General features: G+C 53.3%; 18 protein-coding genes. 16 read left to right on the top strand and 2 right to left on the bottom strand.

Features of this window, described 5'->3' with window-relative positions; translation table 11 throughout:
* Window positions 1–9: 9 nt before the first annotated feature.
* From TCELL_RS02335 to TCELL_RS02270, 14 genes are read left to right on the top strand one after another with little or no spacing between them, the layout of a single operon-like run.
* On the top strand, window positions 10–870 hold the full coding sequence (locus TCELL_RS02335) for a hypothetical protein (RefSeq protein WP_014737124.1): 861 nt from the start codon (window positions 10–12) through the stop codon (window positions 868–870).
* A complete protein-coding gene (locus TCELL_RS02330) occupies window positions 867–2,000 on the top strand; it encodes a hypothetical protein (RefSeq protein WP_014737123.1) in 1,134 nt (377 codons plus the stop codon). Before TCELL_RS02335 ends, TCELL_RS02330 begins: the two co-directional genes overlap by 4 nt.
* Window positions 1,984–3,489, top strand: coding sequence for a hypothetical protein (locus TCELL_RS02325; protein WP_014737122.1), 1,506 nt, complete (start codon window positions 1,984–1,986; stop codon window positions 3,487–3,489). The genes TCELL_RS02330 and TCELL_RS02325 overlap by 17 nt, the downstream gene beginning before the upstream one ends.
* A 26-nt stretch (window positions 3,490–3,515) precedes the next feature.
* Window positions 3,516–4,181 (top strand): ABC transporter ATP-binding protein, encoded by a 666-nt coding sequence (locus TCELL_RS02320; protein WP_014737121.1) that lies wholly within the window; start codon window positions 3,516–3,518, stop codon window positions 4,179–4,181.
* 24 nt (window positions 4,182–4,205) lie between these two features.
* A complete protein-coding gene (locus TCELL_RS02315; RefSeq protein WP_014737120.1) occupies window positions 4,206–4,652 on the top strand; it encodes a hypothetical protein in 447 nt (148 codons plus the stop codon).
* Window positions 4,653–4,684: 32 nt separating this feature from the next.
* Window positions 4,685–5,659, top strand: coding sequence for an AAA family ATPase (locus tag TCELL_RS02310; RefSeq protein WP_014737119.1), 975 nt, complete (start codon window positions 4,685–4,687; stop codon window positions 5,657–5,659).
* A 10-nt stretch (window positions 5,660–5,669) separates the two neighbouring features.
* Window positions 5,670–6,317, top strand: coding sequence for a hypothetical protein (locus tag TCELL_RS02305; protein WP_014737118.1), 648 nt, complete (start codon window positions 5,670–5,672; stop codon window positions 6,315–6,317).
* Complete coding sequence (locus TCELL_RS02300; RefSeq protein ID WP_048162958.1) at window positions 6,314–6,973, top strand: hypothetical protein; 660 nt, start codon at window positions 6,314–6,316, stop codon at window positions 6,971–6,973. The genes TCELL_RS02305 and TCELL_RS02300 overlap by 4 nt, the downstream gene beginning before the upstream one ends.
* A gap of 1 nt (window position 6,974) precedes the next feature.
* The gene (locus TCELL_RS02295) at window positions 6,975–7,226 is read left to right on the top strand and encodes a hypothetical protein (protein WP_014737116.1); all 252 of its coding nucleotides are present in this window, start codon (window positions 6,975–6,977) and stop codon (window positions 7,224–7,226) included.
* Window positions 7,223–8,941, top strand: coding sequence for a hypothetical protein (locus tag TCELL_RS02290; RefSeq protein ID WP_014737115.1), 1,719 nt, complete (start codon window positions 7,223–7,225; stop codon window positions 8,939–8,941). Before TCELL_RS02295 ends, TCELL_RS02290 begins: the two co-directional genes overlap by 4 nt.
* On the top strand, window positions 8,928–9,773 hold the full coding sequence (locus tag TCELL_RS02285; RefSeq protein ID WP_014737114.1) for a hypothetical protein: 846 nt from the start codon (window positions 8,928–8,930) through the stop codon (window positions 9,771–9,773). Before TCELL_RS02290 ends, TCELL_RS02285 begins: the two co-directional genes overlap by 14 nt.
* 49 nt (window positions 9,774–9,822) lie before the next feature.
* Window positions 9,823–11,490 carry a DUF58 domain-containing protein gene (locus TCELL_RS07475; RefSeq protein ID WP_202945697.1) on the top strand — a complete coding sequence of 556 codons (1,668 nt, stop codon included), beginning with the start codon at window positions 9,823–9,825 and terminating at the stop codon, window positions 11,488–11,490.
* Entirely contained in the window at window positions 11,487–11,969 is a 483-nt protein-coding gene (locus TCELL_RS02275; protein WP_014737112.1) for a DUF1616 domain-containing protein, read from the top strand. The genes TCELL_RS07475 and TCELL_RS02275 overlap by 4 nt, the downstream gene beginning before the upstream one ends.
* The gene (locus TCELL_RS02270) at window positions 11,966–12,496 is read left to right on the top strand and encodes a DUF1616 domain-containing protein (RefSeq protein WP_014737111.1); all 531 of its coding nucleotides are present in this window, start codon (window positions 11,966–11,968) and stop codon (window positions 12,494–12,496) included. Before TCELL_RS02275 ends, TCELL_RS02270 begins: the two co-directional genes overlap by 4 nt.
* A gap of 3 nt (window positions 12,497–12,499) precedes the next feature.
* Here the strand turns inward: TCELL_RS02270 and TCELL_RS02265 are convergent, their stop codons facing one another.
* The gene (locus TCELL_RS02265; protein ID WP_048163576.1) at window positions 12,500–13,687 is read right to left on the bottom strand and encodes a glycine C-acetyltransferase; all 1,188 of its coding nucleotides are present in this window, start codon (window positions 13,685–13,687) and stop codon (window positions 12,500–12,502) included.
* Between the two features lie 81 nt (window positions 13,688–13,768).
* On the bottom strand, window positions 13,769–14,716 hold the full coding sequence (locus TCELL_RS02260; protein ID WP_048162950.1) for an NAD-dependent epimerase/dehydratase family protein: 948 nt from the start codon (window positions 14,714–14,716) through the stop codon (window positions 13,769–13,771).
* Between the two features lie 173 nt (window positions 14,717–14,889).
* Here TCELL_RS02260 and TCELL_RS02255 point away from each other — a divergent pair, with 173 nt between their 5' ends.
* The gene (locus TCELL_RS02255; RefSeq protein ID WP_157864683.1) at window positions 14,890–15,168 is read left to right on the top strand and encodes an ATP cone domain-containing protein; all 279 of its coding nucleotides are present in this window, start codon (window positions 14,890–14,892) and stop codon (window positions 15,166–15,168) included.
* 94 nt (window positions 15,169–15,262) lie between these two features.
* Complete coding sequence (locus TCELL_RS02250; protein WP_420834838.1) at window positions 15,263–15,568, top strand: carboxymuconolactone decarboxylase family protein; 306 nt, start codon at window positions 15,263–15,265, stop codon at window positions 15,566–15,568.
* Window positions 15,569–15,629: the final 61 nt, after the last annotated feature.

The raw sequence follows: 15,629 nt of genomic DNA, 5'->3' as shown, positions 1-15,629 counted from the left end.
GGAGAACCGATGAAGATGCCCCCGATAGTGGCTTTCACGAGGTGTTGCCTCGGCGAACTCCTCCTGTTTACAGTGCTCGTGTCTAGCATAATTTTTATGATACAGTTGTTCTTCACACCCGTCGTGGTCATCGTCAGCGGTCTAAGCTCTATAGTGAACGCCCCGCCGGCGCAACCGGCTAGCGTCGGCGTGTTACTCGCGAACGAGAGCGAGATCCCCCTAGTAGTCTACTGCCCCTCCGTAGCCGAGGGGTCCCGTGGAGGCGTCGAGATGCTGGCTTCCACTGGACTACTAAAACTACTCCAGTACGGGAGCGAGCTGCCCACCCGCCTCCAAGCCGAGGTCAAGATCGGCCCGGTGAAAACCAGCGTCGTCATCACGGGTTACTTCCCAGATGAGGCGCCGGCGTTGAAACCTGCCTCGGGGTGCGACGAGAGCCTGCACCCATTGTCGATAGCTTCCTCCAGTGTAGTGCGCGAGTTCGAGAACGTGGGAGAAGCCCTCGTCTACTTTGCTCTAGCCGTACTGCTCCTGGGCTCCCTCTTACTCGGCTTGAAAAGAGAGGACGACTTAGCGAACACGGCACTAGTGATTAGGGAGCTAGGAGGCGGGAGAGGGTCCGTAGCCGCCGGTCTTCTCCTCTCGATCGCGGTCACGGCCGTGACCGGTGCACTCCTCGGTTTTAGTCTCTCTATAGTTCTGTCGCGTACTCTCACCGTTGTAGCAAAATACCTCCTGAAGGCCCCGATCGTTGTAAGTCCGTACATAAACTTAGTCGGCTTCGCGCGCTCTTACGCTTTGATAGCAGCCATCGCCCTACTACCCCACACGTTCATAGCCAGGAGGGTGACGAGGAGGGTGTACGGGTGAACGTCTTATTGAAACTCTTCTTCGACAAAGACTACTTCGCTTCGGCAGCGGTACTAGCAGTCGTCGTCTCTTTCAGCATGGTCGCCATAAGCATAGCGGGGGACATTATACTAGCGCCACTAGAGGTCGCTAGAGGGGGCAGTGACCTACTGGTCTATAACAGGTACAGCTTCGTGGTGACCGGTCTACTACCGAGTCGCTTAGCAGACTACGTAGTCAACAGTACTGGCGGGAAGTGTGTCCCTGTCGTCTTAGCCCCTGCGCTGATCAACGACGCGAAGCCCGTGGTAGTCCGGGGTGTACCACCAGACAAGGTCCAACAGGTAATTGGCGCAGGCAAGGTTGTCGGAGAGCCGAGAGTAGACGGGTTCAACGTTATGGTTGGCGCCCGGGTCTCGAGCGAGGTGGGCGTCTCTCCAGGAGAACTACTCCTACTGAGAGGGGTTTTGAACAACAAAGCTGTAGCAGTCGAGGTATCCGGCGTTTTCGAGACAGGGACGCTACTTGACGACGAGGTCTTGACGAGCCTTGATATAGCCAGGCTTCTAAGAGGTGTAGGTGTAGGCGAGTACAGCGTCTTGACGTGTAGTAGCCTAGACGAGCAGGCGACCAGGCTATTGGAGGCCGTCGCGAGCAACACCAGCGTGGGTTACGGGCTCAAGGTAAGCATACCGAGCTGGCTCGTCTCCCTGTTCGAGTCTCAGAGAGGAGGGTTCAAAGGAGTCGTGTCGATCAAGGGTTTCGGCGACGTAGTCAACTTGAGTAGGGAGACGAGTCTTCTCGGGATAGCTGGCTCCTTGATACTCTCGACGGCCGTACTGGTCGAGACCTCGTCATACTACTTGAAGACGAAAAGGAAAGTCCTGCACACGCTTCTCGAGGTGGTGCTTGATACGAGGAGGGTGAGGTTTATGGCCGCAGGCTCCCTAATAGCTTTGTTCGTGTCGGGGTATGCTCTCGGGGCCTTGCTTACCTGGCTTCTCCACGGGCTTCTGCGCTTCCAGGTGCTGTTCCACAGTATCAGCCTCGACCTGCAACCAGACAACACGTTGCTGTACACCCTGGGCCTCGTAATTATTCAGACGTTTATCGTGTTGAGAGGTGTCAGCAAAATTGGAGAAGAGGCGTAACATTGGTGTTCTGCTTCTACTATTGGCCGTCTCAATCCCGCTCCTAGCAAGGCTCGCACTCTACATTACCAGCAGTACTTTCTTCTCGACCGACGTGTGGGGTATTCTACGGAACTCGCAGGTGTTGAGCCAGTATTCGCCTATTAGCCTTTACTCCAGCGTTTTCGACGGCTACAACAACTACTGGCCAGCAACATCGTTTGAACTGGCTATCTTCAGCGAGGTGGCGGGGACCAGCCTGCTGCTCTCCGTAGCCACGATAACGAGCTTGATTACTGTGTCGATCATAACAATTGTCTACTCGTTTAGGAAGGGTTTAGAGGGCGCCCTGGCCGCGATAGTGATAGGGGCGGCCTTCAACGTCCTGATGATGACGGCCGCTTACACAAAAGAGGGGTACGCCTACGTCCTCCTCTTAATGATGGTCTACTCCCTCGTCAGCAGAGCGAATCTAGGCCCGGTTATACCCGTGGTCTCCGCGCTGGCGCTTCCGTTCACCCACCACCTTACTTCTCTAATCGCTACCGTCATCCTGTTCTCGTCGTTCTTAGCCCACGTAGTCAGGCTATATAAGCCGCTACCCTACTGGGCGGTGGAGTTTCGTAGGGTTGTCGTCCCCTCTGTGCCGCTAGCCGTATCGCAATCCCTGCAGTACCTTACGCTGGGGAGGTTCTCGACGCTCTCGGCTGTAACGGGTTGGCTTGCTCTCAGCTTAGTCTCCTACGTTGTGATTTTCAGCCTGGTCGGGCTAGCAATAGGGGTCTTCGTAGTCAAGGTGAAGGAGCGTTTATTAGACGTCACGGCTCTCCTATCCCTTATTACAGGGGTCGCTTTATCGGGCGTGGTCGCAGAGGTCGTTTACTCTCTAGACACGGTGAGTCTCGCTCTGACAGTGCTCCTCGTTCTAACGGCACTACTCATCGTGGCCATTAACGCTGTGTCGAAGGACAGGACAACGCTCTCTTCTCTCGCGTGGTTCACCGCTATAGCGGGCCTGATCGCGTTCTTTGTCGGGGAGGAGATCCCCGGCTACGAGTCCATAATCTACAGAGTGGCCGGGTTCATCGTAGTTCTAGCCCCGTTAACCATCAACGGGCACCGTAGGAGGCGTGCTGTTCTTGCGTCCGCCCTTTTCCTCGCAACGTCAGTCCTCGTCTACGTCCTGACCTTCACCGGGGTAGCGGCCCCCCTTGGGTGGTACTGGGTGTACAGGGAGAGCGAGGTCTACACGGGGCTCTTACTCAAGGAAAAACTTACAGGGTTGAAGGTGTGTAGCGACGTGAAGCAGAGCATGATGCTGAGTGGTTTCTACGGGGTTGAGACGGCACAGATCCCGTGCGGATCAGAGTCCCTGAGACTCCTGTACAGGTACATGGCGACGAACGGGGCACTCGTGTCCGCCGGCCGGGTTGTAAAAGTGAGTGTGGACCCGAATAGGGCCAACGGTACCGTTTTAAACAACGGCAACGGTTTCCTCTTATTGGTATAGCAGTGTAGCGGGGTAGGGTCAGCCTAGTGGAGCTCGTTAAGCTGGAAAAGGTCAGAAAGACCATTAACGGAAGGGTTGTACTCGAGAACGTCGACCTACAAGTAGGGCCCTCGAGGATCGTCGTGGTAAGGGGTAGGAGCGGGGCCGGTAAGACGACCCTACTAAAGCTCATGGTCCTACTGCTAAAGCCTGACGAGGGCAGGGTACTGATAAACGGCGTCGACGCGTGGAGACTCGGCACTGCTGCGAGGTCTAGGCTCGTATCGGGAACCATATCGTACATCCCTCAGACAATAGACCTGCTCCCTAATCTAACAGTAAAGGAAAACATAGAGCTACCGGTAATTATTAAGGGTCTGAAGAGGAGAGACAGAGAGCTGGCCGTCAGGGAAGTAAGCGAGCTGCTCGGAATACCGCACATGCTTGAGAGAAGAGTGGAGACGTTGAGCGGCGGCGAGAAGCAGGTTGTCGCCTTGGCTAGGAGCCTGGTGACCAAGCCTAGGCTCGTCGTCGCGGACGAGCCCTTCGCCTACGTTGACGATAAGGGTGTAGAAAAACTGTTCAACACTATAAGAGAGCTTAGGGACAGGCTCGGGGTCTCCTTCGTAATCACCACTACGGAGATAAACATCAAGAGCTTCACGGGGGACGAGGAATACCTTTTAACCAACGGGACTCTAACAAAGGTCTAGGGATGATTAGACCCCGAAGGCGAGATGAGGAGCTCTATGGTCAGGCCGGTAGCCGCCGTTCTCGCAATCCTCGTTTTAGCGGCTGAGGTCGTTTGGGCTGCGTCGCCTGACTACCTCGCCCAGGTAGAGGAGATAGCTACTAAGTTGAAGAGCCTAAGCCAAGCGGGCATGAACACCAGTATGGTGGAGGAGTACGTGAACAACGCCTTGTCGCTCATAAACAAAGGCAACCTGACCCCCGAAGAGGCGGCGTGGGTTGAAGGCAACCTCACCCTGGCCAGAGAGGAGCTGTCGTCCCTTGAGAGCTCGTATTCCAGTTTCGTAACCTGGCGCTACATTACGCTAGCCGGCACAGTGGTCGGCTTCGCGTCCATACCTATAGCTGTGTACTTCCTGCTACCGCGTGCCTGGGCCTACCTGTGGTTCAAGACTAGGAAGAAGTGGTTAGTCCGCAGGAGGTACAAGAGGTAGTTAAGGCTTATATTGACAACGTGAAATTATTGATGAAGCGGCTCGCTAGGGATTCAGGCTTGTCGTTTGATATAGACCACGCCCGCGAGATGGTCAAACAAGCCCTAGGCGAGATCAAGAAGGTCTACGTCGGGAAGGAGGATTTAGTAAAGCTTAGCATGGCAACGCTTCTGAGTAGCGGCCACCTGCTGATCGAGGGCTTACCCGGCACCGGTAAAACCCTTCTAGCAAAGACGCTAGCCAGAGTTATAGGTGGGACTTACAGGAGGGTCCAGGGACACCCCGATACGCTGCCCTCTGATATAACAGGCTTCCACGTGTATAGGCCGGACGGTTCATCGAGCTTTGTGAGAGGGCCTGTCTTCTCTAATATTCTACTGCTCGACGAGCTTAACAGGGTGCCGTCCAGGTCTCAAGCCGCACTCATAGAGGCGATGCAGGAATACCAGGTCACGGTCGAGGGGGCCACCTACTCTCTGCCCAGGCCTTTCATGGTGATCGCGACGATGATCCCCCAGGAGTACGCGAGCGGGGCTTACGGCGTGATCGAGACGGTGATCGACAGGTTTGCTACTAGCCTGCCCTCGCTCTACAACCCACCCGAGGAAGAACTCGAAATAGTCTCGAGGTCAGACTACGTGATACAGCCTCCAGTCGAGCAGGTGCTCACACCGTCCGACGTGACTAAGATCTCCGAGTTGATCGCTTACTGGGTGCACGTGGAGGAGAACGTCAAGAAGTACATAGTTGATCTAGTGAGCTACGTGAGGAGCTCCCGAGCCGTGCATTACGGGCCTAGCCATAGAGCTAGCGTCTGGTTATACAGAGTGTCTAGGACCCTCGCCTTCATGGAGGGGCGGGACTACGTTATACCTGATGACGTGAAGGCCCTCGCGGTCCCCATCTTAGCGCACCGGGTCAAGATCAGGGAGGAGTTCGAGGTCGAGGGTGTGACCCCGAAGAGCCTTGTCGAAGAGGCTCTAAATAGAGTCCCTGTCCCAAAGTAGGTCGCTCGAAATGCTCGATATACTAGTAGTCACACTACTAGCTACAACCTCGATCCTTGAGTATTTTGCCCCCGGCCTACTATCGCTAGTTGTAGCACTAGGCTCGTTCACGGCTGTACTAGAGGCCTATTACTTTTCACTAAGCAGAGGGGGGAGTCTAGACTTACAGCCGTTACTCATTTACGTACCTTTGACCGTAAAAGCGCTCATCACATCGCTCAACACGCCTCTGTGGCTACTTGATCTAGCGTGTCTCGCCGTTCTAATTCTGGGGCTCTACTCTTCCACAGATGTGGATAAGTACCAGTCTCTCTACAGACCGTATATCCTACCGCCCCTACTTTTGTCAACTACATTAGGCGTAATTCTGGGCATCAAGAACCCGTTGAGCGTGTCCGTGGTTGCTGTATACGATGTCTTGTTTTCGGCCAGGCTACTAGAACCGGCTAGTTTAGACAGCGCCGTCTTGGTCTCGATCTACTTTATCCCCCTTTACCTTAGCCCGGTCCTGAGTGTGAACCTCTTATACTTGGTGTATTCGTATATCGTCTACATGGCGAAAAATCTTGCTCTCGATAGCTCGGAGAGGGCAGATGTCATCGTGGTATTTGACACCATAATTAAACCCGTCGTTTACTACCTGGGTGGGCTGGTTTGATACTGCGCTACATGGTAGCCGGCTTGAACATAGTCGTTATCGCTTCTATACTGATCGCGTACGGTGTCGTAACGGGTAGCCAGCCTATCATAGGTATGGGTGCCTCGACAGCTGTTATAGGTGTAGTCCTGATCTTCACCTCGGCTTCTACGAGCGAGAGCCTGCTTCTATCTCTCAAAGAGTACTCTCTGGCGTCGACCGTGGCTATCACGAGTATACTACAAGACGCCGACATGTTGGGTGTGAGACCTTGCTATATGAGGGGTTCGGGCGGGGAGGAGTACGTCGTTTTCTCGAAGAGCGCTCCACACGCTGTTCAAAAACCTGGTGTAGGCTACGCCGATACACCGTACATAGCCTTCCCTATATCTAGTGTTTTAGCCGACTACGATAAGCTGAGCACCGCGGACCTGCGTAGTGCCCTGTGCTCTAACAGAGGGCTCTGTAATAACATAGCCTTATTCGAGGAAGAGGGCTCCGTGAGAGTAGTTCTCTTCAATCTACCGCCCGAGTTCGCTGATCTACTAAAATACCCCTACAACCCTCTCGTAGGGTACGTGCTCGCAGCCGTGGGTAGGCTTAAAGACCGGGTTGTCTGCCTTGAGAGGGTTAGTCTCGCGGGCGGTAATGCCGAGGTGTTCTTAAGGGTGGGGTAGTGTGAGCGAGCTGGACAGGTTCGTGCGCCTGTATATAGTCTTAACCCTGGTCTTGAATGGCTGGGTTCTGTTTTTAGGCGAGACACGGTGGGACGTGTACGTTGTACTCAACATCCTCTCGTTCTACATATCGTACGCCATGAACAGGCCTAGTTTTGAGAACAGGAGGGTTGTAGGAGTCCTACACGGGATCTTAATAACGCTATTCATAGCCCTGGTATCGTACAGGGTCTACGAGGTCTTAGCGTCTTGACGAAGCTCGCCTTAGCCGTTTTACTCGCTCTTGTCCTCGCGCTCCCCCTCCCAAGCATAGGCCGTGCCGACGAGGCCGGCCTCGACTGCCAAGCCCTCATCGCCTCACTGTACAAAGTTATGGAAGCCTCCTTGAGCGGCAACAATTCGACAGACTTACTAAACCTGTACTCGAAGGCAGTCCTACCTCCACCAATAAGCCAGTTACACGGCAGTGTCGTGGAAGACCTCGTCGATCTACACGACGCCCTTAACACGGTGTTCAACGAGAGCGGTGTCGCCGCCACCCTAGAGCATATCGCGGATTTATCCAAGAGGCTGAGAACAGACGTCGAATCATACGTTAAAACTCTTACAGCATGTAGTGTAGACAAGAGCACTGCTTCGCTCTACTCGGGAAAGGTCTATTCGTTGCTGGACAGGGTTGACAGCCTACTGAACCAGACAATGGTATACCTAGCCACGTCCAGGTCAAGCAGCTCTATCAAGGTGTACCCGAGCTCGCAAGCTATTGCCCCAGGCGACACCGTGTCGTTTAAGATCGTTGTCTTAGAAGAGGGCGTCTTTAACGGGTCCCTAGTCTTGGCTGTACTCCCAGGACTCACAACCTTGGTCACCGAAGAGTTCTCTGTTTCAACGGGTGTCAACAAGATCGATGTAAGTATCCCCCCGGCAAGCAAACTGGGCGAGGTGTTACCCGCAGGGAAGTACACTGTGGTCGCTCATGTCGAGATACGGGACTCGGCCAATTCGTCGGCCCTTTCACTCCTGACACTAGACTTATACACCAATAACATAACAGTCAACGTACCCAGGGTTGTGCGGCCCGGGGAGCTTGTCTCGGCGAACATAGTCCCCGCCGAGGGGTGTCCTGCCTCTGTCCTACTAGATCGAGACGTGCTCTTCGAGGGCTATTTAAGGGAAGAGGGCGTTGTTGTAACTTTCAAGATCCCCGACAACGCCACGCCCGGAACACACTACCTCGTAGTGAGGCTAGAGCCTGGCTTCAAGTACCTGGGCGGCACAGTCTCGATCCCGCTACTCGTCGAGAGACCCGAGGTCCCCGTCCTCGTGGAGGCACCCTCGGTATACGTGAGCCTCTCCAACGCGATACCCGTACTTGTGAGAGCGTTGGGGAACGCTTCCAGAATAGTCGTTGTTACAAGTGGTGGTGAAAGAGACGTCTCCAAGGACGGTATAGCTTACTTAAACGGTGGATTGGGGCTGTTCGACCGCGTAGAGGCCGTAATAGAGGTATACCCAGTAGAGGGCTCTGTCTACCAGCCGGCAGTACACCGTGTATCTGTGCTGTACATAAACCCGCTGACACTCCTGTCTATCGTCCTTGCTGCCACTTTTGTACTGCCACTTCTCGTAGCTCACGAGAGGGGAGTGTACTTGGTGTTGAAACATGTTGGTTCTAGAAGTGGGAGGAGAAGTTCGCCGAGGAGCGTCTCTCGGTTTATAAATTACCTCAGCAGCCAGCTGCCAGTGGCCGGCCTGTACTACAGGCTACTAAACGAGTTGGGGTTCAGAAAGCCCGAGGCGCAGGAGACGCTTAGAGAGCATTTTGCCAGCCTAAGGATCAACACCGCTATTAAGAGCCTCCTATGGAGGCTACTCGTGTTAGTAGAGAAGGAGCTCTACTCGCGTGATAAGCCCAAGAGAGAGGAAGCCGAGTCGGTTGCAAGGGAGATTAGAAATGCCGAGACCTAGCCCGCTACTGTTTGTCGTGACCGCGTTCTTGCTTTTTACGTCCCTAAGCGTACTCGTTATAGTGCCCTCGAACAAGCCCGAGTCAGTAGCGAACACCGGCAAAGATGGGTTCTCGACTCTCTACTCAGAGTACAACGCCGCGATAATCCTGAGGTATAGCGAGCTCGAGAGGCTCGACCCGAAGAATACTGTACTAGTGCTTACATCTGTTAGCTCGTTGGACAGTAACGGCTTGAAGTACGTCGCCGACTACCTCGCCAAAGGGGGCACTGTCGTCATGTGGGCCGACAACACCACAGAGGAGTTCCCGAGCCTCCTCAACCTGACCGTCACGGTATACAATGGGACACTGCTAGATGAAGTTTCCAAGCACGGCACTAGGTTCGAACCCGTGGTCTTCTCCAGGCCGCTAAACGTAACCGTCGTTCTTGAAAAACCTCGCCCCATCGAAAGCTGGGGACCGGGTGGAGAGTGTATTTTGTACTCCTCACCCTTCTCGTACATAGACCTGAACGGTAACGGTTTTTACGACCCTGGCGAACCGATGGACAGCTTCTGCGTAGGCGTCGCGTTCAGGTACCTCAACGGTACAGTGTTTATAATACCGTCCAGCAATATTTTCGTCAACAACCTGTTCAGCCTTAACAAGGACTTTCTAGACGAAATTAGAGGCGGTAGAGAGGTTGTGATCGACCAGACCGCCCAGAGTAGAGACCTCCTAGAGTACCTAAGGCTCGCCGCCTCTACTAGGGGTTACAACAGTTTTATCCTCGTTCTTCTATTAGGGACATTACTGGCCGGAGGAGTATTTGTTGTCAGACAGAGGTTTTAAGGCTCTAACCGTTTACGTCGCCGTTTCAGCTCAGCTCACCGTGTTTCTATTGGTGCTATTGGTTGAGAGGGACTTCGTCAGATCGTTGGTAGCTCTAGTACTGGCGTCCGCTACAATGGTTGACCCTGCTTACACGAGCTTCACAACCTTTACGTCGAGTCTTCTCTGCCTGAGCTTGGACCCCTTGTGCCTGCTAGCCAAAGCTGTGTCGTCGGCCGTAAGCGTACTCGCCTACAAGTCCTCTCCCGGCAACGCGCGGAGCGGTTTTACCGAGATATCCGTCTTCACGGGGATTTTCACACCTATCTACATACTGACGCCCGTAAACATAGTCTCGGCGTTCTCCGCACTAAGTACGGCTGCCTTTAGACTAGGCCTGGTCCAGTTCAAGCTAAGTAAGATTGACGTTATTGCTGAAGCCGACCGGAAAGTAGTGGAACTCGGCGGAGAAGCACGCATTAGGGTGAGGGCTGAGATAGGGGAGAGCGCCTGGTACGAGATACGCGTCGGGGACAACTTCGTTAGAAGGGGGTTAGCGAGCGGGCCTATTGAATACGAGTACGTGGCCAGGGCTACTAGGATAGGCTTGGTTAACATGCTCGTGAAGGCCAGGTTCTGTGACAGCAGCGGTTTCGCCTGTATTGAGAAACCGGCCATTAAGGTGAATTTCAAAGTCGTCCCAAAGTTTAGAGTAGTTTCCGAGAGAGCGCTAGCTTATCTCAGGAGGGCGTTGAGAGAGACCCCTTCACCTCTCATACTCGTGCGCGAGAGGGTCTTACACACCGAGCCCGGGGTTCCGTTGGGGGGCGCTACTGGTGCTGGCTTAGGTAGTAGTCTGACAGCTGGACAAGTTGGGGCAGGCTCTCAACCCGCACCAGGAGAAGCGGGCGCAGGGTATGCGGGTTCAGGTTTTCCCCTCCGCGGAGAATTAGGAGAGTGGAGTGGAGAGACTATCACGGCTGGGGACGCCAGGGATTACTACGCTGCGTGGAGATTGGCCCGCAGAGTGTACATTTTGATGCGGAGACTGTTTTCCGGGTTCTACGGGGAATACATCGGTTGTAGAGACTACACACCGGGCGACCCGCCCAGGAGGATACACTGGAAGAAGAGTGCTAGTAAGGGCAAACTCGTAGTCAAAGAGTTCTCTAGAGGAGACGGGGGAGGGGCGGCTGGGGGGTCCGGGGGTCTGCTCATAGTGGCTGACTGGGTGGCCTCGAACTACGAGGAGCTCGACAGCCTCGTTCTGACTACCCTCAGCTTGGTCTGGTATGTGAAAGACGCGAAAGAGAGTCTCTATATTTACCTGCGTACACCCTCGCTGAGGGAGTACTTTATATCAGGCTCTCCTCTCGAGTCTCTTGCTGGCCTGATTAGTGTGCTTAGAAGTGAGGAACTGAGCTTGAACTGGGATTTCAGCCCGGTAAACAGCAGTTACAAAATGGTGGCAGACAAGATGATGACGCTAGAAGAACCGTTTTTGGTAGTATTCTTGCGGGAGGTACACAGAGTAGAGTCTAGTAGGATATACGAGGAGTTCAAGAGACTGGTAGGAGACACTAAAACACCCTACGTGATAGTAAACGGTACGCCGACTATGTTAAAATACGACTTCCTAAGGTTTATACTGGAGTCGCACGGTTTAACAGCCTACAGATTACCCGAAGTCGTAGAACCCGGGTTGTCGAGAACCGGTTTAGTGGTCGATGCGCTGTGATCTTGGACGACGAAGTATTCGCAGTCATACTGGCTATATCCATAGTTCTGTCAGTTGTCGGCATAGCCGTCTCCCTACCCAGACCCTCGGAAAACTTTGCGGCTATAGGGTTGCTGAACAAGGAGGGTAAGATAGGGGACTACCCCAGTAACGTAAGAGTAGGACAGGTAATTTCTCTCAACGTCTTCGTCTACAACCACCTTGGCTACACGGCCTTATTCAGAGTAGACGTGAAGGTGGGGGATGGAGGGGTACCCTCGAACACCACCCCGCTACCCAAGCCTCCTCTATTCAGTCTCTACACACTCCTCGGCAACTACGAGAACGCGACAATACCTTTTAACGTGACCTTCACGTACCCTATGTTGAACCAGACGCTGGTTTTAGAGCTGTACGTTTACTCCCCCGATAACAGCACGTGGGTCTACATGGGCGAATACGTCTTCCTAAGACTGAACGTGACGGGTGTCGTGTTTTGAGCAACAAAGAAACTCTTGAGGACTATGTAGCCAAGAAGAGGACTGGAATAAAAAGTGTCTTGGAGGCCTACAGGGAGTGGGCGAGAGGTGACATTGAGCTAAGAGATCCACACCCTCCCCGCTCATTCCTAGAAGTTGTCGTGAGACTCGACTACTCGCTCTGGTTCTGGACATTGATATCGGTCGAGGCAATAACACTCCTGCTGGTTGCTGTATCGAGTACAAGCCCTATCTTAACCTTCGCTAGATACTTGTTCGGCTCACTTTTTGTCCTATTCTTACCGGGATACTCGCTGATAAGAGCACTGTATCAAAGCAGGGAGTTGAGTCCGATCGAAGAGCTAGCTCTATCCATAGGGTTAAGCCTAGCGATAGTCCCCTTAGTAGGGCTCGTCTTAAACTACACTCCGTTTGGAATAAGACTTACACCCGTACTAACCTCACTCGCATTACTCACTACTGCACTAAGCCTACTAGGTCTGTACAGGAAGTACTCCGAGATAGTAGAGGTGGTCTATGGGAGTTAAAAACTACTTGAAGAAACCGACCTTCCTAGCCAGCTCTGTGAAAGAGTCTACGACGTACTTCATGTCCTCCGGCTTGTGCGCCGCCGAGGGCTCGAGCCTGATCCTAGCTTTACCCTTCGGCACCGTGGGGTATACGATAGCCTGGGCGAATATGTTGTACTCGTCGAACAGCCTCCTCGAGAACTCCTGCGTTAGTTTCTCGTCGTAGAGCATCACAGGTGTAATCGGGTGTTTAGTGTTGCCTAGGTCGAAGCCCGCGTCTCTAAGACCTTTCTGTAGTATGTGTGTATTCTCCCACAACTTCTTGATCAACTCGTCGCTCTCCTCTAGTATCTCAACGGCCGCTATTGCTGCTGCTACGTCTGGCGGGTTCATCGCGCTTGAGAACAGGAAGGGCCTGCCCCTCTGCTTTATGAACTCGATTGACTCCCTGTCCCCGGCTACATACCCTCCTATAACGCCGAAGGCTTTACTTAGGGTGCCCATTTCGAAGTCGACTCTATCGTGTAGTTTGTAGTAGTCGACTATCCCCCTACCATGGTCGCCCAGGACGCCCTCGCCGTGTGCGTCGTCGACGTACACGATAGCGTTGTATTGCTCGGCTAGCTCGACTATCTCAGGGAGAGGGGCGAGGTCCCCGTCCATCGAGAACACTCCATCGGTTACGATCACTTTGATCCTGTAGTCCTTGACCTCCTCGAGCTTCTTCTTCAAGTCCTCCATGTCCACGTGCTTGTATATCACCTTCGGCGCCCCTGCGAGCCGCATCGCGTCGATTATGCTCGCGTGATTCAGCTCCTCGCTGACGAAGACGAGGTCCTTTCTACCCCACCCCAAGGCGCTCAGAGCGCCCAGGTTGGCGTTGTAACCACTCTGAAAAACCACTGCCGCCTCCCTTCTCTTAAACCTGGCTAGTTTATCCTCGAGTATCTCGTGTAGCTCCATAGTCCCTGCTATGGTCCTCACGGCCCCAGCGCCGACACCGTAGTCTAGTATAGCCTTGATCGCGGCCTCTTTAATCCTCGGGTGAGCCGCGAGACCCAGGTAATTGTTGCTACACATGTTCAAGACTCTCTTACCGTCTACGACGACCCATGGGCCCTGCGCGGTTTGTAGCTTGCGTATAGTGACGTAGAGGCCTTGTTTCTTCAGGTTCTCTAGCTCCTCTGTAATCCAGTCTAGCCTCCCCACGCTCAACACCACACCATATATGTATAGATCGCTGGTTCGGATATAAATCTATTAGACGCAAATAAACGGTTTAAGGGTTCTCTATCCCTTTTTTCCTAGGGACTTCTTTAGGTTCTCTATCATGTCTCTAGCCATGGACTCGAGACCCCACACCGGCCTCCAGCCCCAGTCCCTTCTAGCCTTACTGTCATCGATGCTCTTTGGCCACGAGTCCGCTATTCTCTGCCTCAGCGGATCTGGCTTGAAGTCTGCTTTGAAGCCAGGTATATACCTGGCTATAGTGTCAGCCAACTCCTTGGCAGTGAAGCTCATGCCCTGGACGTTGTAGAACCTGACCGTGAGTGCACTGTTATCAGCCCTCATCAACATCATAAACGCCCTTATAGCATCCGGCATGTAGATCATGGGCAGCCTAGTGTCGGGTCTAACCCAGAACGTGTACTCCCCCCTCTTAACAGCCTCGTAGAATGCCTCGACAGCGTAGTCGGTCGTACCTCCTCCAGGTGGAGTCTTCCAGCTTATGACGCCGGGCAGCCTGGGCCCCCTAACGTCGAGGCCGTACTTTAAGTAGTAGTACTCGCCCAGGAGCTCCGTGACGACTTTGCTAATCCCGTAGATCGTCTTCGGCCTCATCACTGTTATGTCGCCAGGGTTGTCAGGCGTCTCGGGCCCGTAGACGGCAATACTACTGGGTACTACAACCATGTCGAGCCTGTTCTCCCTCGCTACCTCGAACACGTTTAGCGTCCCGTTGGTGTTGATGTCCCAGGCGAGAGAGGGGTCCTGCTCTCCCTTCGCCGATAACACCGCGGCCAGGTGGACTATCACGTTAACCTTGTACTCTTTGACGACTCTGGCTATCTCGTCCCGTCTCAGCACGTCGAGCTCGGCGTACGGCTCGCCTATCTCTCTTAGCTTGGCCACGTTCCTACCGGAGGCGATCACTCTGTCCTTGCCGTAAACTTCCCTTAGAGCTGGCACCAGCTCAGACCCTATTTGCCCGGTAGAGCCCGTGACTAGGATTATCATGGCTAACCACATTTTGCTATAAGACACCCCGTGAGAATAAGACTTTCCCCCTATTCAAGAGTGCCTTTTATGGGAGACGGTTATGTACTAGACCCCCGTAGGCAAAAGACCCTGTACATACGTGCATAAAGGATATATATTTACACCGCTTATATTAAATAGGGGCGGTAGGTGTGAGTAGTATCTTTGTGATAAAGAGAGACGGGAGCAAGGAAGAGTTCATACCGGAGAAGATCGTGGTCAGCATTATCAAAACAGGAGCACCGGTAGATGTTGCCCGAAGGATCGCTAAAATTGTCGAGGGAAAACTCCTCGAGCAAAACGTAACGGAGATCTCTAGCAAAGACCTGATGAAGATGGTCCTGGAACTTTTGAAGAGGGAGAACGAGGAGTGGTATAGAAACTGGATCATCTTCGACAAAGCCGTTAAGAGGAGGAAGCCCGAGGTCTGATCTAGGCTGGCTTAACTTTTTTAACTTTCCCGCAGATTAGAGATGCGAGGGTTTAGTCTTGGAGGAGGCGTCCTTAGTAAAGAGCCTAAGCGAGATTAAACAAGTCCTTTCTGACTTTCTCAGCAAGGCGCCCGAGCTTAAGGACTTCATTCACTATGTTGAGGAGGCGGAGTCCACGAGGGCTCTAGACAAGAAAACCAAAGAGCTTGTCTCTCTAGGTATAGCCATCGCGATAAGGTGCGAGCCCTGTATCCAGTGGCATCTATACGAAGCGTATAAAGCTGGTGCCACTATTGAGGAGGTCTACGACGTGATCAAAGTTGCCGTCTGCATGGGCGGCGGCCCCGCACTAATGTACAGTCTAAAAGCGTACGAGTACGCTAAACAGCTTTACAAATAGTTTTTTGACCATTAACCCATTAACATCCCATCTTCACTACACATTTAATACACACAATTAC

The sequence above is a fragment of the Thermogladius calderae 1633 genome (assembly GCF_000264495.1).
Lineage (GTDB): Archaea > Thermoproteota > Thermoprotei_A > Sulfolobales > Desulfurococcaceae > Thermogladius > Thermogladius calderae.
Note: the sequence above shows the minus strand (reverse complement) of the source record. Positions and strands in the feature narration are given on the sequence as shown.